Annotated in this window: 20 protein-coding genes; 8 read left to right on the forward strand and 12 right to left on the reverse strand. The window is 67.8% G+C overall.

Annotated elements, in window-relative coordinates:
• Positions 1-28: 28 nt before the first annotated feature.
• Positions 29-1,174 carry a TIGR03118 family protein gene (locus U1H99_RS24375; RefSeq protein WP_323144273.1) on the forward strand — a complete coding sequence of 382 codons (1,146 nt, stop codon included), beginning with the start codon at positions 29-31 and terminating at the stop codon, positions 1,172-1,174.
• A gap of 79 nt (positions 1,175-1,253) precedes the next feature.
• Positions 1,254-2,177, forward strand: coding sequence for a hypothetical protein (locus U1H99_RS24380; RefSeq protein ID WP_323144274.1), 924 nt, complete (start codon positions 1,254-1,256; stop codon positions 2,175-2,177).
• A 38-nt stretch (positions 2,178-2,215) separates the two neighbouring features.
• Here U1H99_RS24380 and U1H99_RS24385 read toward each other — a convergent pair whose 3' ends face one another.
• From U1H99_RS24385 to U1H99_RS24395, 3 genes are all read right to left on the reverse strand, one after another.
• A complete protein-coding gene (locus tag U1H99_RS24385) occupies positions 2,216-2,794 on the reverse strand; it encodes a Dps family protein (protein ID WP_323144275.1) in 579 nt (192 codons plus the stop codon).
• Positions 2,795-2,906: 112 nt separating this feature from the next.
• Entirely contained in the window at positions 2,907-3,290 is a 384-nt protein-coding gene (locus tag U1H99_RS24390; protein ID WP_323144276.1) for a hypothetical protein, read from the reverse strand.
• A 34-nt stretch (positions 3,291-3,324) separates the two neighbouring features.
• Positions 3,325-5,586, reverse strand: a complete 2,262-nt coding sequence (locus tag U1H99_RS24395) for a putative bifunctional diguanylate cyclase/phosphodiesterase (protein ID WP_323144277.1) — start codon at positions 5,584-5,586, stop codon at positions 3,325-3,327.
• A gap of 302 nt (positions 5,587-5,888) precedes the next feature.
• On the opposite strand from U1H99_RS24395, the gene U1H99_RS24400 reads away from it, so the two are divergent.
• Together U1H99_RS24400 and U1H99_RS24405 are read left to right on the forward strand one after the other, a co-directional pair.
• Positions 5,889-8,114 (forward strand): putative bifunctional diguanylate cyclase/phosphodiesterase, encoded by a 2,226-nt coding sequence (locus U1H99_RS24400; RefSeq protein ID WP_375341645.1) that lies wholly within the window; start codon positions 5,889-5,891, stop codon positions 8,112-8,114.
• A 115-nt stretch (positions 8,115-8,229) separates the two neighbouring features.
• Positions 8,230-8,604 carry a response regulator gene (locus tag U1H99_RS24405; RefSeq protein WP_323144278.1) on the forward strand — a complete coding sequence of 125 codons (375 nt, stop codon included), beginning with the start codon at positions 8,230-8,232 and terminating at the stop codon, positions 8,602-8,604.
• A gap of 13 nt (positions 8,605-8,617) precedes the next feature.
• Here the strand turns inward: U1H99_RS24405 and U1H99_RS24410 are convergent, their stop codons facing one another.
• The 5 genes from U1H99_RS24410 to acpA all read right to left on the reverse strand — a co-directional run bounded on the left by U1H99_RS24410 (position 8,618) and on the right by acpA (position 14,866).
• Positions 8,618-9,646 (reverse strand): glycerophosphodiester phosphodiesterase, encoded by a 1,029-nt coding sequence (locus U1H99_RS24410; RefSeq protein ID WP_323144279.1) that lies wholly within the window; start codon positions 9,644-9,646, stop codon positions 8,618-8,620.
• 37 nt (positions 9,647-9,683) lie between these two features.
• Positions 9,684-10,607, reverse strand: coding sequence for a polyphosphate kinase 2 (gene ppk2 / locus U1H99_RS24415; protein WP_323144280.1), 924 nt, complete (start codon positions 10,605-10,607; stop codon positions 9,684-9,686).
• 220 nt (positions 10,608-10,827) lie between these two features.
• Positions 10,828-11,850 (reverse strand): transporter, encoded by a 1,023-nt coding sequence (locus tag U1H99_RS24420; protein WP_323144281.1) that lies wholly within the window; start codon positions 11,848-11,850, stop codon positions 10,828-10,830.
• 177 nt (positions 11,851-12,027) lie between these two features.
• Positions 12,028-12,738, reverse strand: coding sequence for a PA4824 family protein (locus U1H99_RS24425; RefSeq protein WP_323144282.1), 711 nt, complete (start codon positions 12,736-12,738; stop codon positions 12,028-12,030).
• 34 nt (positions 12,739-12,772) lie between these two features.
• Positions 12,773-14,866: an acid phosphatase gene (gene acpA / locus U1H99_RS24430; protein WP_323144283.1), complete on the reverse strand. Its 2,094-nt coding sequence runs from the start codon at positions 14,864-14,866 to the stop codon at positions 12,773-12,775.
• 218 nt (positions 14,867-15,084) lie between these two features.
• Here acpA and U1H99_RS24435 point away from each other — a divergent pair, with 218 nt between their 5' ends.
• Positions 15,085-16,440 (forward strand): cytochrome-c peroxidase, encoded by a 1,356-nt coding sequence (locus U1H99_RS24435; protein WP_323144284.1) that lies wholly within the window; start codon positions 15,085-15,087, stop codon positions 16,438-16,440.
• Complete coding sequence (locus U1H99_RS24440; RefSeq protein WP_323144285.1) at positions 16,404-16,955, forward strand: glutathione peroxidase; 552 nt, start codon at positions 16,404-16,406, stop codon at positions 16,953-16,955. The genes U1H99_RS24435 and U1H99_RS24440 overlap by 37 nt, the downstream gene beginning before the upstream one ends.
• 10 nt (positions 16,956-16,965) lie before the next feature.
• Here the strand turns inward: U1H99_RS24440 and U1H99_RS24445 are convergent, their stop codons facing one another.
• From U1H99_RS24445 to U1H99_RS24460, 4 genes are all read right to left on the reverse strand, one after another.
• Positions 16,966-17,523 (reverse strand): cysteine hydrolase family protein, encoded by a 558-nt coding sequence (locus tag U1H99_RS24445; RefSeq protein WP_323144286.1) that lies wholly within the window; start codon positions 17,521-17,523, stop codon positions 16,966-16,968.
• 26 nt (positions 17,524-17,549) lie between these two features.
• Entirely contained in the window at positions 17,550-18,071 is a 522-nt protein-coding gene (locus tag U1H99_RS24450; RefSeq protein ID WP_375341646.1) for a GNAT family N-acetyltransferase, read from the reverse strand.
• Positions 18,072-18,083: 12 nt separating this feature from the next.
• Positions 18,084-18,659 (reverse strand): helix-turn-helix domain-containing protein, encoded by a 576-nt coding sequence (locus tag U1H99_RS24455; protein ID WP_323144287.1) that lies wholly within the window; start codon positions 18,657-18,659, stop codon positions 18,084-18,086.
• A gap of 133 nt (positions 18,660-18,792) precedes the next feature.
• On the reverse strand, positions 18,793-19,044 hold the full coding sequence (locus tag U1H99_RS24460; protein ID WP_323144288.1) for an antitoxin Xre/MbcA/ParS toxin-binding domain-containing protein: 252 nt from the start codon (positions 19,042-19,044) through the stop codon (positions 18,793-18,795).
• Positions 19,045-19,082: 38 nt separating this feature from the next.
• Here U1H99_RS24460 and U1H99_RS24465 point away from each other — a divergent pair, with 38 nt between their 5' ends.
• Positions 19,083-20,042 (forward strand): ribonuclease Z, encoded by a 960-nt coding sequence (locus U1H99_RS24465; RefSeq protein WP_323144289.1) that lies wholly within the window; start codon positions 19,083-19,085, stop codon positions 20,040-20,042.
• 185 nt (positions 20,043-20,227) lie between these two features.
• Positions 20,228-21,457 carry a PEP-CTERM sorting domain-containing protein gene (locus U1H99_RS24470; RefSeq protein WP_323144290.1) on the forward strand — a complete coding sequence of 410 codons (1,230 nt, stop codon included), beginning with the start codon at positions 20,228-20,230 and terminating at the stop codon, positions 21,455-21,457.
• Positions 21,458-21,463: the final 6 nt, after the last annotated feature.

A 21,463-nucleotide genomic window follows, 5' to 3' on the forward strand; every position in this document is an offset into this window, starting at 1 on the left:
GTCCCGATCCACCCGACAGGAGCACGCCATGCAGACCCGATTCCGAACCCCCGCGCGCCGCGGCGCCAGGCTGTTGTCCGTCATGTTGTGCGGCGCATTCTTCGGCGCTGCCTTGCTGTCCTGCGGCGGTGGGGACAATGCGCCCGCCAATCCGGCACCGCCGCCGGCGCTGTCCGCGTTCACTGCCGCCAACGTGGTCGCCGACAGCGCGGGTGCGGCCGCCCACGTGGATAGCAAGCTGGTCAACGGCTGGGGCATCGCCTTCAATCCGACCGGCTTCGTGTGGGTGGCCAACCAGGGCACGGCGACCTCCACGCTGTACGACGGCAGGGGCAATCCGCAGACCCTGGTGGTGAGCGTGCCGGCGGGGGCGGGCGGCGCCGCCGGACCGGCCGGCATCGTCTACAACGGCACCCAGGACTTCCGCGTGAGCACCGGCGCCGCCAGCGGCGTCGCCGCCTTCATCTTCGCCGGCACCGGCGGCACCCTGTCCGGCTGGGCGCCGGCAGTCGACCGCCTGCACGCCATCACGACGGTCGACACCGCCGCCGGCGGCACCGCCGGCGCCGCGGCCTACACCGGCCTGACGCTGGCCAGCTATAACGGCATAAACTATTTATATGCGGCGGACTTCCGCAACGGCCGCATCGACGTCTACGACCCGGCGTGGAAGAAGGTGACCCTGCCCGGCGGCGGCTTCAGCGACGGCGGACTGCCGGCCGGCTATGCGCCCTACGGCATCCAGGCCGTCGGCAACCGCATCTACGTGACCTACGCGCAGCGCGCGGCCAGCGGGCCGGGCGAGAACCGCGGCCCCGGTCTCGGCATCATCAACGTGTTCGATCCGAGCGGCGCGTTGGTGAAGCGCTTTGCCACCGGCGGTGTCTTGAACGCACCCTGGGGCATCGCGCAGGCGCCGTCCGGCTTCGGAAGCGCCGCCGGCATGCTGCTGGTCGGGAACTTCGGCGACGGCAGGATCAACGTCTTCGATCCGGCCAGCGGCGCCCTGGTGGGCGTGCTGGCCAAGGCCGACAAGACCCCGATCGCGATCGACGGCCTGTGGGGCATCGCTTTCGGCAACGGCGTCAACGAGCAGCCGGCGACCACGCTGTTCTATGCCGCCGGCCCGGCCAACGGCACGCACGGCGCCTACGGCCGCATCGACCCGCAATAAAAAACACGGAATTCGCAGCAGCGATAGCGACCGGATCACTTCGATTACCGGCGCACTTTTAACAGGGATGGAGAACGACATGAAAAACTGGATGGCGGCTTGCTGCATGGGATTGCTTCTGTCGGCGCAACAGGCGTATGCGGCGAGTTCCTCGGGCTGCGAAAACGGCGGCTTCACGGTGCTCGGCAAGAGCGGGGCGCAGACGGTGTCGGTGGCGCCGGGCAGCGTGGCATCGACCTTCCGCGTGCAGGGGCGTTACATACAGTTCGACGTCGACGCCGCTTCGTTCGGCGTCCTGAACTACGTGATGACCGGTGTCGCCAATAAAAAGGACATCACCGGCGGCCGGGCCACCCCGGTCTTCGACAGCAAGCTGCCGGACCACCGCGGCCTGTTCCTGAACAGCGCCGTCAAAGTCGAGCTGAGCGATTCGGCCGACATCGTGCTGACCCGCACCGGTCCCGGCCTGACGATGAAGATCCAGGCCAAGGATTGCGCCAACGGCGGCATCTTCCAGATGGAAGTGGCGCGCGCCGACGAGACCAAGACCGTGTTCACCCACAAGCTGGCGCAAAGCGCCTTCTACTTCGACAACCGCAACTTCCGCAACCGCGAAGGCGAGGTCGTGCCCTTCAAGGACACCACGCTGACCATCGGACCGCGCATCAATTTCGGCAACGATTACTCGTCGAAGTTCGTCGGCCGCGATAGCCCGCAGTTCGCCGACCGCATCGCCGAACCGCTGTGCACCAACAACATCGCGACCCGCACCGGCGGCGTCGCCCGGGTCCAGCACTGCGGCGGCGTGTCGCAGTGGTCGGTCGCCAGCGGCGGGCGCATGGGGCAGGTGATGGGCGAGGATGCCACCGAGGTCGCGCCGCCGGCCACGGCCTGCACCCACAAGTGCCAGGCGCAGAACCAGACCCAGGGCGCCGCCGTGGTGCTGGGCTTCCCCTTCCCGGTGGCCGACGCCGACCGCCTCAAGCCGCGCTTCGCGCAGTAATGGCAGGCGGCCGCTGCGGCCGCCCGTGTATTGCAGGATCAGGCCTCGGCTGCGGGGGACTGCACGTCGCCCAGTTCCGACTGGCGCGACAGGTGCTGCACGATGAACCAGCTCTGCAGTTCGTTGGTGCGCACGATTTCGCTGACGATCAGGTCATTGGTGCCGTCGTCGCCGTCATCGTCGGCGGCGCGGCCTAGTGGACGCGCATCCAGCAGGATGGTTTCGTGGCCGCTGGCCAGGCGATCGAGCTGGGCACGGGCGCTCTCGCGGCCGCGCGGTGCGCGCGCGATTTCCGATTCCGAAGCGACGTCGCCCGGCAGCGCAACCGTCACGCCACCCAGCGTCTGGATGCGCTCGGCGATCGAATCCATCAGCTCGGCCTGTTCTTCATAGTGCTTGTCGAACAGCAGGTGCAGTTCGTAGAAGGTGGCGCCGGCGGTCTGCCAGTGCGCCTTCTTGTAGGCGTCGCGCATGGCCATCGTATGGGCCAGCAGGCGGTTGAGCGCACGCACGCTCTTGGAACGGACTTCTTCCGACAGTCCGATGCGGACCGGCGCCAGCGCGCCGAATTCCTGGACGATATGCTTGTTTTCTTTCGCTTTTTTCTTGTCAGCCATTATTAGTCTCGCAGTGGATTGATAAAGGCCATGCAGCTGAAGGGCTGCATCGGCATTGCGAAAATATACAGAACTGACGAAATTGATGGCGCTCGTTACGATTGGTGGCGGCTCAGGCCAACAGGGCCGGCAATCGGGAGGCAGCCGGATTGCGCACCGCGGCGTGCCGGTGTGGCGGCGCCAGCGCGATCTTGCGCGCGTCGATGACGTGCAGCCCTGGCTGCAGCTCCCTGGCCGCGGCCAGCAAGCGTTCGAACGTGGCGTCGTCCGCCATCGCGCCGACGACTAGCACGTCGAAGCGAATGCCGGCGAGGGCGTTGAGGGCGGTATCGGGATCGGGCACCGCGACCAGTTTCAACGTCGATTCACCGATGAGGCTGGCAGCGGTGTCGTGCAGCATTTTGTCGCCGCCAACGAGGAGGACATAGATCGGCATCGCAGCGCCTTCATCGGTAAATGGATACCAGATGGTAACGCTAAAATTTCCTTGCAGCATTCAGCTCAGTCCTATTGTTCACGTAGGACTATGCTTACGCAGAGGCAATCTCCAACGCGGGGGAAGTGACGCCGGCGGCATCGTCCAGCCATCCGAGCAGTTGCTCGAGCGGCATCGGGCGGTGATACAGGAAGCCCTGCATGTAGGGGCGGCCGTGTGACTTCAGGTAGCACGCCTGGGCATCCGATTCGATGCCTTCCGCCACCACGCGCAGGCCGAGGTGGCCGGCCATGGCCAGGATCGACTGCACGATCGCGGTGCCGCTCTCGTCGTGCGGCGTGTCGTGCATGAAGCTCTTGTCGATCTTCAGTTCGTACAGCGGCATCTTTTTCAGGTAGGCCAGGTTCGAGTAGCCGGTGCCGAAATCGTCGACCGAGAAGCGGATGCCGAGCGCGCTCAGTTCGTGCATGCGCGCGATGGTCTGGGCAATGTCCTCGACCAGCAGGCCTTCGGTCACTTCGAAGATCAGCTGCTCCGGCGGGGCGCCGGTCTCGAGCAGGATGGCGCGCACCTGCTGCACGAAATCCGGCTGGCGGAACTGCAGCGGGCTGACGTTGATCGACAGCGGCATCGGATGCCCGGCGCGCTCCAGCGCCAGCCAGGCCGCGCAGGCCTGGCGCAGCACCCAGTGTCCGAGCGGGACGATGATGCCGCTCGATTCCGCCGCCGGGATGAAGATGTCGGGGCGGACCATGCTGCCGTCGGCGCGGCGCCAGCGCATCAGGAGCTCGGCGCCGGCCGGCGTGCCGCCGTGGTCGACCTGCAGCTGCAGGTGCATCGCCAGCTCGCCGTTGACCAGGGCCTGCGCCAAGTCGCGTTCCAGGGTCAGCTTGTGCTGGGCTTCGGCCAGCATCGCGCTCTCGAACAGCACCACGCCATTGCGGCCGCCGGACTTGGCGCGGTACATCGCGGTGTCGGCTTCGCGCAGCAGGTCGTGCGCACTGGCGCAGCCGCGCTGTACCAGCGTCACGCCGACGCTGGCGCCGATGCGGTAGGGCTGGCCTTCGAGGTCGAGCGGCGCGGCCAGCGCGCCGCCCACCAGGCCGGCCAGGTCGAGCGCGCCCTGGACGGCGGCCGCCGGATCCGTGCCCAGCCCTTCTACCAGCACCACGAACTCGTCGCCGCCGATGCGGGCCACGGTGTCGCAGCTGCGCACCGCTTGTGCCAGGCGCGCCGCGGCATGGCCGAGCAGTGCGTCGCCGACCGCGTGGCCACGGGCGTCGTTGATGTCCTTGAAATTGTCGAGGTCGAGATAAAGCACGGCGCCCAGCCCGTTGCCGGCGCGGGCTTGCTCGACCACGGCGCCGAGGCGCTCCATCAGCAGGCGCCGGTTCGGCAGCCCGGTCAGCACGTCGTAGAAGGCCAGGCGGTGGATCGCATCGGCCGCCATGCGGCGCTCGGTGATGTCGCGCCCGACCACGACCCAGTGGCTGGTCGGCTCGCCGGCACGCGAGAACGGCACCGCCTCGAGCTCGACCCAGAAGGTCTCGCCGGCCCGCGTGTAGCAGATCAGCTCATCGTTGCAAGGCTGGCCGGCGATCAGCGCCTCGAACAGGCGCTTGAGGACCGCGGGATCGGTCTCCGGTCCCTGCAGCACGTGCAGGCTGTGGCCGACGATCTCCTCGCGCGTATAGCCGGTGCGGCGCAGGAAGGCGTCGTTGGCGAAGGTGATCGGCTGCGGCGCCTGCTGGTCATCCGCCGCCTTGGCGATCAGCACCAGGTCGTTCAGGCGCGAGACGGCGGCCGAGGTCAGTTCGAGGTCGGACAGCGAACTCGCCAGGCCCTTGAGCAGGGTGCTGCTGGTCAGCACCAGCATCGCGCCGGTGGTGCCGTAGTTGAGGGCCGCGACCAGGGATGCCTTGAGCGGATCGTGTTCCCAGCCGGGCACGTGCAGCACGATATGGCCGTCGGCGCCGAGCGCCACCAGCGAGGCGGCACCGAGCAGGAGCGCCAGCATCGCCGGACGCATGCCCAGCAGGATGGACGCGATCAGCGGCGGCCCCAGCAGGTAGCTCAGGCTGGCCGCGCCGACGGTCAGCATCAGGACCACCGACAGCAGGTAGACCACCGTCAGGAAATGCAGCACGCGCGCCGTATACGACAGCTTCCTGAGCCGCCAGACGACGAAGATCCAGACCAGCGCGACTGTATCGGCAATGCCGACGCTCCACATGCCCTGGGATACCAGCAGCGGCAAGATTGCGACGGTCGAAAGGCTGCCAACGACGAGCACCACCGCAAGCAGGGAGGTGAAGGTCCGTTCCCGCCAGGCGGCGATATCGTTAACGTTGGCCATGATGATGAGGGCGGCACTTCTGCGGCACGCCAATAATAAAATTGATGAATTTGAAGAATCATAAATTGCCAATAGGTAATTGTCACCTTGTTTTTGACAAATGTGTATCAATTCTGTATTGCCTCAAAGCAAGTGGGTTTGATGTATTTACGAGCGTGGCTTGCCCTCGACGGTGGCGTTGTACACGACGAAAAGATGCCATGCGGGACACAAAATTCGGCAGAAATTATTGTTTTTGAGGAATGATGTCGATATGATTGGTGCCTTCTCATACCCACGGCAAATATTCCATTGCCCCCAGGATGCCAAAGCGCCATCAGCAATCGCCAGGGCCTACCACCGACCTCGACCCCGGTCCCTTGAACTTCCCAGCCGCGGCGTCGGTCGTCAGTGATCCGCCGGCCGCTAGCGATGGCAAGCTGCCGCGGCTGCTGGTGGTCGACGATGAAGCGCGTGCCTTGCGCTCGCTCGGCCAGCTGCTGCACGGGCGCGGCTACCACCTGACCTGCGTCGCCAGCGGCGGCGAGGCCCTGGCCCGGCTGGCGCATGAACGCTTCGACCTGGTACTGCTCGACCTGCGCCTGCCGGACGTCGGCGGCGACCAGGTCATGGACTTCATCAACCGGCAGGGGATCGACGCCGGGGTGATCGTCATCAGCGGCATGGTCGAGATCGACGCGGCGATCGGCGCGCTCAAGCGCGGCGCCCACGACTACCTGCGCAAGCCCTACAGCCGCGAGGAACTGCTGCAGACGGTCGCCAACGCGCTGCAGCAGCGCCGCCTCGAGCAGGGCAACCGCCGGATCGCGCGGCAGCTGGAAAACTCGGAAAAGATGTACCGCTACCTGGTCGACTCGTCGCCGGACATCATCTACACGCTCGACCATGAAGGCCGCTTCACCTTCGTCAACGACCGCGCCTGCCAGCTGCTCGGCTATACCCGGCGCGAGCTGATCGGCCAGCACTACGCGGTGCTGGTGCACGAAGAGGACCTGGAACGCGCGCGCCACGTGTTCGACGAGCGCCGCGCCGGCGAACGGGCCGCGCGCAACGTCGAGCTGCGCCTCGAATGCCGCGCCGGTACCCGCCATGCGCACGTCTTCAACACCACCGCGATGACGATTTCGCTGAATGCGATGGGCATGCACCTGCCTGACCGGGCGCCGGGCGAATCGTCCTTCATCGGCACCTACGGCATCGCGCGCGACGTCAGCGGCCGCAAGCGCGCCGAGGAACTGATCTACCACCAGGCCTACCACGACATCCTGACCGGCCTGCCGAACCGCACCCTGTTCAAGGACCGCCTCGGCCTGGCGCTGCACCAGGCCCGGCGCAAGCACGCCGAACTGGCGGTGATGTTCGTCGACCTGGACCGCTTCAAGCTGGTCAACGACACCCTCGGCCACGTGCAAGGCGACGACTTGTTGCAGCAGGCCGCCGGGCGCCTGAAGGAATGCCTGCGCAAGGGAGACACGCTGGCGCGCCAGGGCGGCGACGAATTCACCATCGTGCTGCCCGAGCTGCGCGACCGCGAGGATGCGCGCATCGTCGCCGCCAAGTTCCTCGAGCGCCTGCACCAGGCCTTCGACCTGGACGGCCACCAGGTCCACATCTCGGCCTCGATCGGCATCGCGGTCTACCCGGAACACGGCGAGACCATCGACGAGCTGTTGCGCCACGCCGACATCGCCATGTACCAGGTCAAAGGGCGCGGCAAGAACGGCCACGCCTTCTACGACCCGGCGATGCAGGATGCGGCGCACCAGAAGATCGCGCTCGAACAAGGCTTGCGCAAAGCGCTCGAGAACGACGAGCTGGAGATGTACTACCAGCCGCAGATCGACGCCGCCAGCGGCCGCATCATCGGCGCCGAGGCGCTGATGCGCTGGAACCACCCGCTGCGCGGCGTGGTCTCGCCCGGCGAATTCCTGCCCTTCGCCGAGGAGAGCGGCCTGATGCTGCCGATCTCGGACTGGATGATCGGCGCGCTGTGCCGCGACATGCCCGCCTGGACCCACATCGGCGGCGGCCAGCTGAAGCTGTCGCTGAACGTGTCGCCGCAATATCTCGACCGCGGCGATTTCTTCGACAAGATGCACGACGCCATGCTGAACCACGGCGTCGCGCCGGGCGCCATCGAAATCGAGATCACCGAAAACATCTGCATCCGCAACCCGCAGCGCGCGATCGAGCAGCTGAACAAGCTGGGGCAGCTCGGCGTGTCGGTGGCGATCGACGACTTCGGTACCGGCTATTCGTCGCTGGCCTACCTGCACCGCTTCCCGGTCCACACCATCAAGATCGACCAGTCCTTCGTCCAGGAGATTCACGACGAGAACGGCCACTACCCGGTGGTGCTGGCGATCATCTCGATCTCGCGCGGACTGCGGCTGCACCTGGTGGCCGAAGGCGTCGAGACCGAGGTGCAGGCGCGCTACCTGCGCGCCCACGGCTGTACGGCGATGCAGGGCTACCTGTTCCACCGGCCGATGCCGCTCGGTCGCTTCGTCGACGTGCTCCACGCGTGAGGCAGTAATCGTGGTAGGATGGCGGCGTGGCCGGCCTTATCGCCCGCCACGTCACCTCGGCCCAGCAAACGCCGCGTAACTGTCGCCCAGCGACGCCCCTTACCGGACCCTGGCCATGCCTACTTCTTCTCCCCGCGTGCTCGTCGTCGACGATGACTGCGACGTCGCCGATTTCCTGACCGAGGCCCTCGGCCTGCACGGCATCCAGGCGCGCCCCGCCTACGGCGGCGCCGAAGCGCTACAGCTGGTGCGCGAATTCCGGCCCGACGCGCTGCTGCTCGACCTCGCCATGCTGAACATCGACGGCTTCGACGTCGCCGCCGCCGTGCGCGCCACCGGTCACGCCCCCTACCTGGTGGCGCTGTCTTCCCATGGCGAAGCGGCCACGCGGGCGCGCACCCGGGCCGCCGGCTTCAATGCGCACCTGGCGAAGCCGGCCAGCATCGACACCATCGTCTCGACGCTCAGGAGCAGGCCGCTGGCGGCCTGAGGTTCACCTCGAATCATCGCGCCTGGCGGCGCTTGCGGAACACGCCGAGGCCGGCGAGACCGAGGCCCAGCAGCGCCACCGAGTGCGGCTCGGGCACCGGCGTTTCCGGCCCGAACACCTGGTCGCGCACGGAGGCGGCGATGTCCGGGAAATTCGTGAAGACGCCGTCCACGCCGAGGTTGTAGGCGCTGGCGTAGGTCGACGGATTGTTCAGGTAGGTGTACGGAATCACGCTCAGGCCGGCGCCGTGGGCGGCGTTCACGCAGGCGGCGCTGAGCTGGCCGGTCGAGGGGCCGATGCCGTCGGCGATGGCCGCCACCTGGGCCGCCGCCGCCGCGGTGGTCGGGCAGGCGCCGAGGTAGCTGACCGGAATGGCGGAATTGGCGTTCAGGTAGCTCACCTGGGTGGCGTCGAACGACTGCGTCAGGGCGCGCCCGGCAGTGGTGAAGTAACCGTTGTATTTGGTATCGGTCAGGCCGGCCAGGATCGCTTCCGCCACGGCCAGGCCGCCTTGCTTGGCTTCCGGGAAGACGCCGATGGCGATGCCGGTGGCCAGGTAGTTGTTGTAGGCGAGGTCGAGGAAGTCGCTGTACGAGGCGAAGCTGTACGACTGGCCGGCATCGAAATAGGTCTTGTCGGCGCAGTAGCCGTTCGCATTGCGGCAGGTCACCGACAGCTGGCGCAGCTGCGCCAGCGTGAACTTGGTGACGTCGTAGCTGCCGTTGGCCGAGCGCAGGGCGGCGATCTCCGGATGCGTCGCCGCGTAGGCCACGACGTTGGTGGTGGCGTTCAGGGTACCGTCGTGCAGCATCACTGCCTTGTTGTCCGCGGTCAGGTAGACGTCGCCCTCGATGTAGTCGGCGCCCATGCGCATCGCCAGCTGGTAGGCCTGGATCGACTCTTCCGGCAGGTAGCCGCTGGCGCCGCGATGGGAAATCACCAGCGGGCGGTCGCCGGTCAGGGTCGGCGTGGCCTTGGCGGCGCCGGAAAACAGCGTCAGGGCGGCGAGCGGCAGCAGGCAGAGATGCATCGGTCGTTTCATGGGGGCGGATCCTTTCGGGGTGGGGGAGGGTTCTCGGTCAGTAAATTTCCGGCACGATGATCTCGGGCGGCACCGGCCGCCGCACGTAGTCCTCGTGGTATTCGCGCTGCGGCAGGTGGATTTCGGGGCGCTCGATCTCGACGTAGGGCATCTGCTGCAGCAGGTGGTGGATGCAGTTCAGCCGTGCGGTTTTCTTGTCGACCGCCTGCACCACCCACCATTTCGCTTCCGGGATGTGGGTCCGCTCCAGCATGATTTCCTTGGCCTTCGTATATTCTTCCCAGCGCCGGCGCGATTCCAGGTCCATCGGGCTGAGCTTCCACTGCTTGAGCGGATCGTGGATGCGGCTCAGGAAGCGCGCGTTCTGCTCTTCGTCGGAAATCGAGAACCAGTACTTGATCAGCTGGATACCCGAACGCACCAGCATGCGCTCGAATTCCGGCACGGTCTGGAAGAATTCCTCATACTGGTCGTCGCTGCAGAACCCCATCACGCGCTCGACCCCGGCGCGGTTGTACCAGCTGCGGTCGAACAGGACGATCTCGCCGGCTGCCGGCAGGTGCGGCACGTAGCGCTGGAAATACCATTGCGTGCGTTCGCGGTCGTTCGGTGCCGGCAGCGCCGCCACCCGGCACACGCGCGGGTTCAGGCGCTGCACGATGCGCTTGATGACGCCGCCCTTGCCGGCGGCGTCGCGGCCCTCGAACAGGATGACCACCTTGTGGCCGGTTTGCACGACCCAGTCCTGCAGCTTGACCAACTCGGCCTGGAGGCGGAACAGTTCGCGAAAATAGCGCTGGCGCGCATCGCGCTCGACATCGCTGGCTTCCAGTTGCGGCAGCAGCGTGTCCGGATCGAGGGCGCGGTCGTCGAGCTCGAGTTCGAGCTCTTCGTCGTAGCTGTCCAGGGCGTCGCGCTGGACGCGCTGGAGGATGTCGTCGTTGCGGTCGAATTCTTTCATGGCAGGTCCCGGCAGTCAGAACGGTGTCGAAAAAGGCGCAATCCGATTGCGTACTGTGGACAGCCGCGCGCCCGGACAGTTCACGGCATGGGCGGTGGCAGGGATGGGCATGAAAGTTGACTCCGCGTTAATAATATCGCGCCAACTATAGAGGGGGATTGTGACCGCAACGTGACGCTGCGGTGCGGTGCGGTGCGGCGCGGTACGGGCGTGCGGCGTCTCAGCGCGGGCGTTGCAGCCGCAGCAGCAGCCAGGCCACCGCCGCGGTGAAGGCGGCGGTAAAGCCGAGCACGATCCAGAAGCCGTGCGCGTGCTGCGCCAGCGGCATGCCGCCGACGTTCATGCCGAGCAGGCCGGCGATCAGGTTGATCGGCAGCGCCATCACGGTGACGATGGTCAGCAGGAACAGGCTGCGGTTGTTGTCTTCATTGACCTGGGCCGCGATCTCTTCCTGCAGCAGCTTGATGCGTTCCTGCAGCGCGGCGAGGTCGCTCAGCACCACCGTGAATTCCTCGGTCGACTGGCGCAGGTCCTGGCGGTCCTCGGGCGCGACCCAGGCCGGTGGTCGCTGCAGCAGCCGGAACAGCGCCGCCGGTTCCGGCGCCAGCAGCCGTTGCAGGCGCACCAGCACCCGGCGCAGCGCGCCCAGGTCTTCGCGCTTGCGCGTCAGGCGCCCGGCCAGCAGCTGGTCCTCGGTGGTGTCGACCCGGGCCACGGCGTCGCGCACGATGTTGACCAGCACGTCGGCCTGGTCGCGCAGCAGGTGCACCAGCAGTTCCACCGGCGAGCGCAGCGGCGCGCCATGCAGCACCGCCTGGCGCAGGCGTTCGATCGATTCCAGCGGCTTGCGGCGCGCGCTGATCACGCCGTGCGGGGTCACGTGCACCCACAGCGTGGAAATGTCGGCGCTGTCGAAGGAAAAATTGTGGAGGACGTCGTTGACCACCGCGACCAGCGCATTGTCGACCACCTCGATGCGGGTCGAGCGCGAGCCCTGGTGCAGGATCTCGTAGAAGCCTTCGTCAAGGCCGGCGTGGGCACGCAACCAGCGCTCGCTGGCGGCGTTCGACAGGTTGAAATGGAGCCAGAAGAACTGGCCCGGTGAGGGATCGCCCGCAGGCTGGCGCAGGCGGGTGATGGCGTCCGCCGCGCCGATCGCTTCAGTGCGGCCATCCGGATCGATCAGGAAGCCCCATACCAGGCCGGAATCGTCGGAGCCGTAATGGAAGGCGGGCAGGGACATGGGTTGGTTTTCCAGTATGCGGTCAAATATGCGCCGGCGCCGGGGTTGTCATGCTGCTGACATGCGCAGCCCTTATGCTGGCGTTTCTCTCTCCAAGTGGTCCTTCACAGGCCTCCGGATTCGTCCGCCCGCGCAAGCCGGCGGACATTTTTTTTGCCGGACCAGGGCGGCACCGGCTCAACGCAGCACCGGCCCGGCAAAGGTCAGCCCGACCGTGGCATAGCGCTCGCGCTCGCCGCCGCCGAGGCGGCGGCCGATCCCGGCATCGATCGCAAGGCGGTCCGGCACCAGCGTGGCGCGCACCCCGGCCTGCGCCAGCGCCCGGCCGCGCGCGGTGCCGTAGGCTTCCAGCGTCAGCGTCAGCCTGGGCTGCGCCGCCCATTCGGCGCCGCCGGCCCAGAACAGGTCGGAACGGTGATCGGCATGGGCGCGCAGCCAGCCCAGGTTGGCATGGATCAGCAGGCGGTCTTCCAAGCGCGACAGGCTGGCCGGCACCAGCACCGACAGGTCGCCGGCCACGCCCGCGCCCTGGCGGAACTGGTTGGCCACGGTCAGGCCGATGCCCCAGTCATTCGTTTGCAGCGGACGGAACACGGTCTTGGCCTGCAGCACGCCGGAGCGGTAGGCGCCGTCCACGCCGTCCGGCCCGATGCGCCCCAGGCCCGCACTCAGCTCCCACGATTGCAAGGCGCCGCCGAAGTTGCAGGCGGGGACGGCCCAGTACTCGACCTGGGCGGCCGTGCGCTGGGTCCAGCTTTCGAAGTGGCAATTCCCAGGCGACTCGATGCTGGCATCGTCGACCACCATCGGCCGCGTGGCCAGGGCCGGCACGCAGGCGAGCAGGAGGGCCGCGGCGCTCAGGCCGCGGTATAAGAAGGGCGCTTTCATTGCCGAATGATACCGAAAGCGCGCCTTCCCCGGTTCACTTCTGGGTGAAGTCGAGCGCGCCGGTGAGGTCGCCCATCGGCTTGAAGCCGTTCGCCACCAGCCTGGTGTCGCGCTCGACGATGCCCGGCAGCGGCTGCAGGCCGAAGCGGTGGGTGATCAGGCGCAGCATCGAGGCGGTGTCGTACATGGTGTGGTCGACGAAACCCTTCTTCGCATACGGCGAGACCACGATCGCCGGGATGCGGGTGCCCGGGCCCCAGCGGTCGGCCTTGGGCGGTGCCGCATGGTCCCAGAAGCCGCCGTTCTCGTCGTAGGTAATGACCACGACCATGTTCTTCCACTGCGGGCTGGCCTTCAGCTTGTTGATGACGTCGACGATGTGGGCGTCGCCGTCGGCCACGTTGGCATAGCCGGCGTGCTGGTTCAGGTTGCCTTGCGGCTTGTAGAACGACACGGCGGGCAGGGTGCCGGCGGCGGCATCCTTCAGGAAGTCGGCGTCGAAGTCCTTCAGGTGGGCGCTGCGGTTGGCGGCGCCGCTGACCGGGTCGAAGGCCGCGTAGTAGTTGAAGGGCTGGTGGTGGTACTGGAAATTGGCGGCGGCGTTGAACTTGCGGTCCGTGGTGGCCGCCGCCGTCGTCGCGTTCCAGGCGCCGGCATACCAGGCCCAGTTCACGCCCTTGGCGCTGAGCAGGTCGCCGATGGTCTTGCCGGTCTGCGGCGGCAGCGTGGTGGCGCTGCCGGTGGTGGCGTACAGCCTGGTCGTATCGGACGCGGCCTGGGCGTTGGCGCTCGGCTGGTAGGGCGGCTGCATGGTGTTGACGGCGTAGAACATGCCGTCGATGGCCGGGGTGATGGTGCCGTCGGCGGCATAGGTCGGGGCGCCGTTCAGCACGCTCGCCGGGGTGGTGGCGCCCGGGGTCAGGCGCAGGAAGTTGCCGTTGGCGTCGAGGTCGACCTTCGAGATCGACGGCCTGGCGGCCGCGGTATCGGCGTTCGGGTAGGCCGGGGCGCAGGCGCAGATCAGGTACTGGTGGTTCAGGAACGAACCGCCGAAGGCACCCATGAAGAAGTTGTCGGCCAGGACGTAGTCCTTGGCGACCTGCCACATCCCCATCTTGCTGCCGTCGTAGTAACCCATCGACAGGCCGCCGGCGTCGCTGTAGGCCGGGAACTTGTCGTTGGCGCCGCCATTGATCTGCATCTGGTTGTTGTAGAAGCGGTGCACCAGGTCGCGCGTGGTCACGCTGAGCGGCAGGTTGAAGCCGCTCGCGCCGTCGATCTGGAACGGCTTGTTCGCCATGTTGGCGCTCTGGGCCTGGGTGAGGGTAACGGACTGGCCGGCGGCGGTGACGCCGCCCCAGGTCGGCGGCAGCACCGGCAGGACCGAGCCGTAGACGTCCTTCTGCGGCAGGTAGCTGCCCTGCGCGCTCGGGTTCACGCCCGGGATGCCGTTGGCGCCGGGGAACAGGCCGTACAGGTTGTCGAAGCCGCGGTTTTCGGCGTAGATCACGACGATGTTGGTGATCCGGTCCAGCGCCAGGCGGTTCTTCAGCGCCTTCGGCAGGTCGCCGCCGCTGCCGGCTTCGCCCACGGCTTCGGCGATGCGCTCGAGCGCCTGGTCGCCCTCGGTCTTCAGCGCGGCCCTGACGGTGGCGTCGGTTTCCTTGTTGTGGTCTTCGAGCAGCTTGTCCTCGCTCACGCCGACGCGTGCCGCCAGCGTCTTGCGCGCCGCCGCGAAGTCGCCGCCGTTGTCGTCCATGAGCGCCTGCAGCTCGGTCGAGATGGCGCTGACCACGGTATTGGCGCCGGCGGGCGCGCGGAACACCATCGGCTGCACGACCTTGGTTGCGAGCTTGGTGTCCGGGTCGTAGCGGGTGGCATCCAGGCCGATCTGGGCCACGACGGGGCCGCTGCCACTGAGGGTGAAGGCGCCGTTGTCGTCGGTGTAGGCGTTCTGTTCGCCGCTGTCGCAGCGGCCGTTGCCGTTGTCGTCGAGGCAGACCAGCGCATGGCGGTAGTAGCTGCCGGCCACGATGCCGCTGACGGCGGGGGCGTCGCTGCCGCCGCAGCCGTACAGGGCCGCGGACAGGATTGCCGCGAGCGGCAACAGGTTGAGGTTGCGGTTCATGCCGTTTCCTTTGTGTTATGTGCTTGGGGAGTGAAACGGCGAGGAGTCTATGCCCGGTTCATGACAGAAAAATGAAATCAACCCGGCGAAACATGACGTTACATGCGCTGCCGCATCCCGTGTAACGGCCTGTTTCCGGTGCGCGTCTGTCATCAATCCGTCACATTGCCGGGTTATGGTCGGCGCTGTGCTTTCCGTCAGCTTTCCGTCCGTCTTCCATGCGCCTGGCCACCCTCACGTTCGCGCTGCTGTCATGCAGCTTCGTCGCGGCATGCGACCGCTCCGCCGTTTCCGTTCCTGCTGCGGCACCTGCCGCAAAGGGCATCTACGGCTCGGCCATCGTCAAGGTGCCGGTGCCGGAACTGGCGGCGCTCGGCAAGCTGATGTTCCATGACGTTTCGCTGTCGGCCTCGGGCAAGCAATCCTGCGCCAGCTGCCACGCGCCCGACCACGCGTATGCGCCGGCCAACGCGCTGGCGGTGCAACCGGGCGGCAGTGACATGCGTGCCGCCGGCCTGCGCGCCGCGCCCTCGCTGCGCTACGTGCAGAACGTGCCGCCGTTCACCGAGCACTTCTACGACAACGACGGCGACGACAGCAAGGACCAGGGCCCGACCGGCGGCCACGACTGGGACGGGCGTGCGAATTCCGGCCACGAGCAGGCCAGCGGCCCGCTGCTGTCGCCCCAGGAGATGGGCAACGCCAGCCCGGCCGCCGTGGTGGAACGGGTGCGGCATGCTGCCTACGCGGACCGTTTCCGCAAGGCCTTCGGCAGCGACATCTTCGCGCGCCCGCAGGATGCCTACGCGGCGGCGTCGATGGCCCTCGAGGTGTTCCAGGAAACCCCTGCCGAGTTCTATCCATACACCAGCAAATATGACGCTTTCCTGCGCGGGCAGGTGGCGCTCGACGCACGCGAAGCGCGCGGGCTGGCGCTGTTCAACCGCGCCGACAAGGGCAATTGCGCCGCCTGCCACGTCAGCGAGATCAAGTCGGGCGCCTTTCCGGCGTTCACCGATTTCGGCTTCATCGCGCTGGGCGCGCCGCGCAACCGCGCGCTGGCGGCGCATGCCGATGCCAAGCCGGACGCGTACGACCTCGGCCTGTGCGGTCCGCTGCGCACCGACCTGGCCACGCGGCCGGCATTCTGCGGCCTGTTCCGCACGCCCAGCCTACGCAACGTGGCCACGCGCCGGACCTTCTTCCACAACGGCGTGTTCCATTCGCTGGAGGAGGTGCTGCGCTTCTATGCCACGCGCGACACCGCGCCCGGCACATGGTATCCACGCAAGGCGGATGGCCAGGTCGACAAGTTCGACGACCTGCCCGCCCGCTACCGGGGCAACGTCAACATGGAGGCGCCGTTCGGCGGCAAGCCGGGCGGGGCGCCGGCGCTGAACGCACGCGAGATCGCCGACGTCATCGCCTTCCTGAAGACGTTGACCGATGGCTATGCGGTGCCGGGGCAGCCGGCCGGGAAGGCTACAATGGACCACCGCACCGGACGGTGCACCCCAACCAACGGAGAGACGACACCATGCAAACCGACATCGACCAGATCCCATTCCGCCTGATGGACGGCAGCGAGACCACGCTGGCGGCCTACCGCGGCAAGGTGCTGCTGCTGGTGAACGTGGCCTCGCAATGCGGCCTGACCCCGCAGTACGAAGGCCTGGAGCGGCTGTACGCGGCCAAGCGCGCCGAAGGACTGGAAGTGATCGGCTTCCCGGCCAACGACTTCGGCGCCCAGGAGCCGGGCAGCAACGACGAGATCGCACAGTTCTGCAGCACGACCTACGGCGTCGACTTCCCGCTGGCCGAAAAGATCTCGGTGAAGGGAGCGGCGCGCCATCCGCTGTATGCGGCCCTGACGCGGGCACAGCCGGCCGCCCAGGACCCGGCGCAGGGCGCGATGCGCGCAAAGCTGGCCGGCTACGGCTTCGCCCAGGACGACGCGGCCGACGTGCTGTGGAATTTCGAGAAGTTCCTGATCGGCCGCGACGGCCGCGTGGTGGCGCGCTTCAATCCGGACGTCACGCCCGAGGATCCGCTGGTGCAGGCGGCGATCGACGCGCAACTGCGCGCCTGAGTACTTCGCATTAGACGCCAAGCTCGCGCAGCACGGCGTCGGTGTCGCGCACCTGCGCATACTCGCCGTGCAGATTGGCCAGCGCCATCAGGTGCACCTCCTCGGCGCTGCGCCAAGTGCCGCCGAAATCCTGCTTGTCGAAGGTGAAGCAGGCATCGGCCACCACGGTCGTCTCGAAGCCGAGGTTGCCGGCGGTGCGCGCGCTGGCCTCGACCGAGTTGTTGGTGCTGACGCCGGCGATCACCAGGCGCCGGATCGCGCGCGCATGCAGCCAGCGTTCCAGGCCGGTGTGAATGAAAGCATCCGGCACGTTCTTCTCGACCACGTGCTCGTGCGCCAGCGGCAGGAAGCGCTCCTGGAACGCGGCGCCGGGCTGGCCCGGCGCGAACACCGAGGTCGCGCAGCGGCTGATGTGGCGCACGCAGACCACCGGCTGGCCGGCCGCGCGCCAGGCGTCCAGCAACTGCGCGATGCGTTCCTCGGCCTGCGGATTGTTGCGCGGTGGCAGGCGGTCGAGGCGCATGGCCTTTTGCAGGTCGATCAGGATCAGGGCGGTCGGTGTGTCCATGTTCTTCCTCGCGGTGGCGTGCGGGGTCATGCCAGCTGTTTGTAATAGAAGGTGGTGGCGCACAGTCGGCCTCCGGGCAGCAGAGCGTAATCCGGCACCTCGCCGACGCGTTGCCAGCCGAGCCGTTCGTACAGGCGCGCGGCGGTGGCGCTGGCCGTATCCAGCACCAGCAGGTGGCGGCCCTGGTCGCGCGCGGCGCCTTCGACGGCTTCCATCAGGCGCCGGCCGATCCCGGTCCCGCGTGCACGGCGCCGTACCAGCAGCTTGGCGACGTCGGCGCGGTGCGGCTGGTTGTCCGGCATGTCCGTGATCAGCTGCACCGTGCCGGCGATGCCGTGCGCATCCTCGGCGACGATCAGGGTGCGCTCGCCGCGCGCCACGCTGTCGACCACGCCGCGCCAGAACCCCAGCGCCTTCTCGCGCCCCAGCGGCAGCATGAAGCTGACCGAAGCGCCGCCTTCGACGCAGTCGAGCAGCACGTCTGCCAGTTGTTCGACCTGCGCCGCCGCTGCGTCCGCGCCGAGCGGGCGTACCACGATCTCGTTCACGATAGGCTCCTGTTATTTAGGTGGTTTATGCGTCTGGGTCGTCAGCGCCACCAGGTAGCGCGCCGGCGTTGGCCCCGGGTTATGAAAAGCGATCGGCCGGTCGAGCCGCATCGCCAGGCAGTCGCCGGCCGCCAGCTGCCAGCGGGTGGCGCCGACCGTCACTTCCATCGCGCCCTCGATGATCCAGACCTGCTGGTCGACGTCGACCGCGCGCGCCGACGTCTCGTAGGCCACGCGCGCGCCCGGCGGAAAGCTGACCTCGACCAGCTGGATCGGCGACCACGCGGCGGGCGACAGGTTGCGCCGCACGTAGCCGGAGCCGGGGTCGGTCCAGACCGGCTGGTCGGCGGCGCGCGCGAGCGGCGAGGGCATATCGCCGGGCGGCGCCTCGAACAGCGCGGCAACCGTGATCCCGAGCGCCGCGCTCAGCTTGTCGAGCACGGTGGCGGTGGCGCTGCTCTCGCCGCGTTCGATCAGCGAGATGTTCGAGCGGCTGACGCCGCTGCGTTCGGCCAGCGCCGCCAGCGACAGGCCGGCGGCGTCGCGGGCGGCGCGTACGCGTCCTGCAATGCGTTGATTGATGTCCATGGCTGTCCACTATACTGGATTTTATTTTCCTGTAAAGTGGATTTTGTCGTCAGTGCCGGGTGAAGCGCGGCGCCGATTGTTAACCCGCACCGGCGCGGTCTGCGTTGCCGCAAACGCCGCCGGTGTCGACGCCTCAGGACTTCATGGTGCGCACGTGGGCCAGCACGTCGTCTGCGCGGCCGGCGCCGACCAGCGCGGCCGGGGTCTGGCCGCCCAGCGCCGCCAGCGGCGCGTTCATCCAGGCATCGGCCGCGGCGTCGCCGCCGAGGACCTTGCCGGCTTCGTGCATGACCGTATAGTAGGCCTGCGCCTTGCGCGACTGTTGCTGGAAGCGGGCCTGCAGCGCCGCGAATGCATCGGGGGAAAGGGAATCGTCCTGGCTCATGGCGCGTATCATACCCAATCCACGGCATAATGGCTTCCATGGAATTCCAATTTCTCGGCACTGGCGCAGGCATGCCCAGCAAGGCGCGCAACGTCAGCGGGCTGGCGCTGCGCACCCATGGCGCGCCGCACTGGTCGCTGGTCGATTGCGGCGAGGGCACCCAGCACCAGATCCTGCGCAGCGCCTGGTCGCTGCACACGCTGCGCGCCGTGTTCATCACCCACATGCACGGCGACCATTGCTACGGCTTGCCCGGGCTGCTGGCCAGCGCCGGCATGCAGAACCGCAGCGCGCCGCTGTTCGTCGTCGGCCCGGCGCCGCTGCGTGCCTTCCTGCAGGGAGTGATGGCCACCAGCGAGCTGGGCCTGCCATTCCCGGTCGAGTTCGTCGAGGTCGGGTGCCTGCACGGGGCCGACCCCTTGCCCGACCTGCGCGTGCACGCGATCGCGCTGTCGCACCGGGTGCCGTGCTGGGCCTACGCCTTCACCGAGCGCAGCGTCGAGCGCCGTATCGACACGGAGCGGCTGCGCGCCGCCGGGGTGGCGCCGGGAACGGCCTGGGGCCGCCTGCAGCACGGCGAGGACGTGGCGCTGGACGACGGCCGCGTCCTGCACGCGGACGACTTCCTGCTGGCGCCGCGCAAGGCACGCAAGATCATCGTCGGCGGCGACAACGACAGGCCGCAGCTGCTGGTGGAAGAGGCGCGCACGGCCGAGGTGCTGATCCACGAGGCCACCTATACCGAAGACGTGCTGCACAAGGTCGGCCCCGGACCGCAGCACAGCTCGGCCAGAATGACGGCCGCCGCCGGCCAGGCGGCCGGGGTGCCGAACCTGGTGCTGACCCATTTCAGCCCGCGCTACCAGGACAGCGGTCCGCTGACGATCGGCGCGGTCGAGGCCGAAGCGCGCATGGCCTATGGCGGCCACCTGTTCCTGGCGCGCGACTTCGACCGCTACCTGCTCGACCGCGACGGCCGGCTGAGCCTGCAATCCTGACCCCGACCACTGAAGACCACGCCCGGCGACACATCAACGGCTAATGCTTATGGGCAATTCAACTGTCAAATTCGTCAATTTATTCGGCATTTTTGCAACGTATTCGACAAAAAATTGCCTGAAGCCATAGATTTGCAAGTAGGAATCATCTAACCTGTAGGATCACTCCTACCCAGGTTGCTCGAATGAATCATCGCACCGCCTACATTCGCCGTAGCAGAGAAGGTCTCCGCCTCAGGAAGCGCGCCCTTGTCGTGGCGCTGCTGGGCGTGGCGGCATGCGCGGGCGTGCTGTTGCAGGGACGCGCGCCTTCGCTGCAGTCCAGCAGCCAGGAAGGCGTGTCTGCCGCGGCGGCCGATGCCTCGGCGCGGCCGGCTGAGGCAGCCGCGGCCGGGACTGCGGCGCTGCCGGCCGGTGCGCGCCGTATCTATCCGTATTCGATCGTGGCGGGCGGCGTGTCGGGACGCGCCGAGCTGGCGCAGGTCGTCCGGACCGACAAGGTGGTGGCAGCCCACTATGCCTCGTTCGAGGTGGCGAAGGCGCATCCGGTGACGGTCGCCAAGCCGCGCGCGGTGCACGTGTCCTACCGCAAGGGCGACCAGGTGTACTGGACCGCAAAGAAGGTGATGCTGGCCGAAGGCGAGACGCTGCTGTCGGACGGCAAGAGCGAAATCCGCGGCCGCTGCGGCAACCGCATTTCCGAGGTGGCGATGCTGCCGGTGGAAGCCGGCGCGCCGAGCGAGGAAGAACTCGATGCGGCGGTCGACGATGGCGGCGACGGCAGGCCGCTGCAGGTCGCTGCGCCATTCGGCGGCGAGGGTGGCCGCTATTCGCACCAGCTGCTGAGCTTTCCTAACGGCGCCGGCCTGCTGGCGGTGACCGGTGGCGAAGGCTGGCAACCGCCGGGCGGTGTCCCTGGCGGCGTGCCGTCGGGATCCTATCCGGGCCCGTCGTATGGCACGCCGACCGCGGTGACCGGCGGCAGCAGCGCCCTGATCGGCTCGACCAGCGACCCGGGCCGGCTGCCGACCCAGACCGCCAGCGCCGGCGGCTCGACCACCGAGACGCCACGCGGCACCACCACCACGCCGGGCAGCCTGCCGACCCAGACCGCCAGCACCGGCGGCTCGACCAGCGAAACGCCGCGCGGCGCCAGCCCGGCCGACATGGCACCGGCACCGGTACCGGTCGCGCCGCCGATCGAACTGGCCGACACCGCCCAGCCGGAACCGGAACCTGTCGTACCGGCGCCCACGCTGCCCGGCACGGTGCTGGCTCCCGTGACACCGCCGGCCGTTCCGGTGGCGACGCTCGAACCCACAGGCGAAGTCCCGGAACCGGCTTCGCTGTGGCTGAGCGCCGTCGGCATTGCGGCCATGCTGCTGCTACGCCGCCGCCCGGGCCGGCGCGCCTGACGCCGG

It is taken from the genome of Massilia phyllosphaerae (assembly GCF_034659755.1).
In the GTDB taxonomy this organism is placed as follows: domain Bacteria; phylum Pseudomonadota; class Gammaproteobacteria; order Burkholderiales; family Burkholderiaceae_D; genus Telluria; species Telluria phyllosphaerae.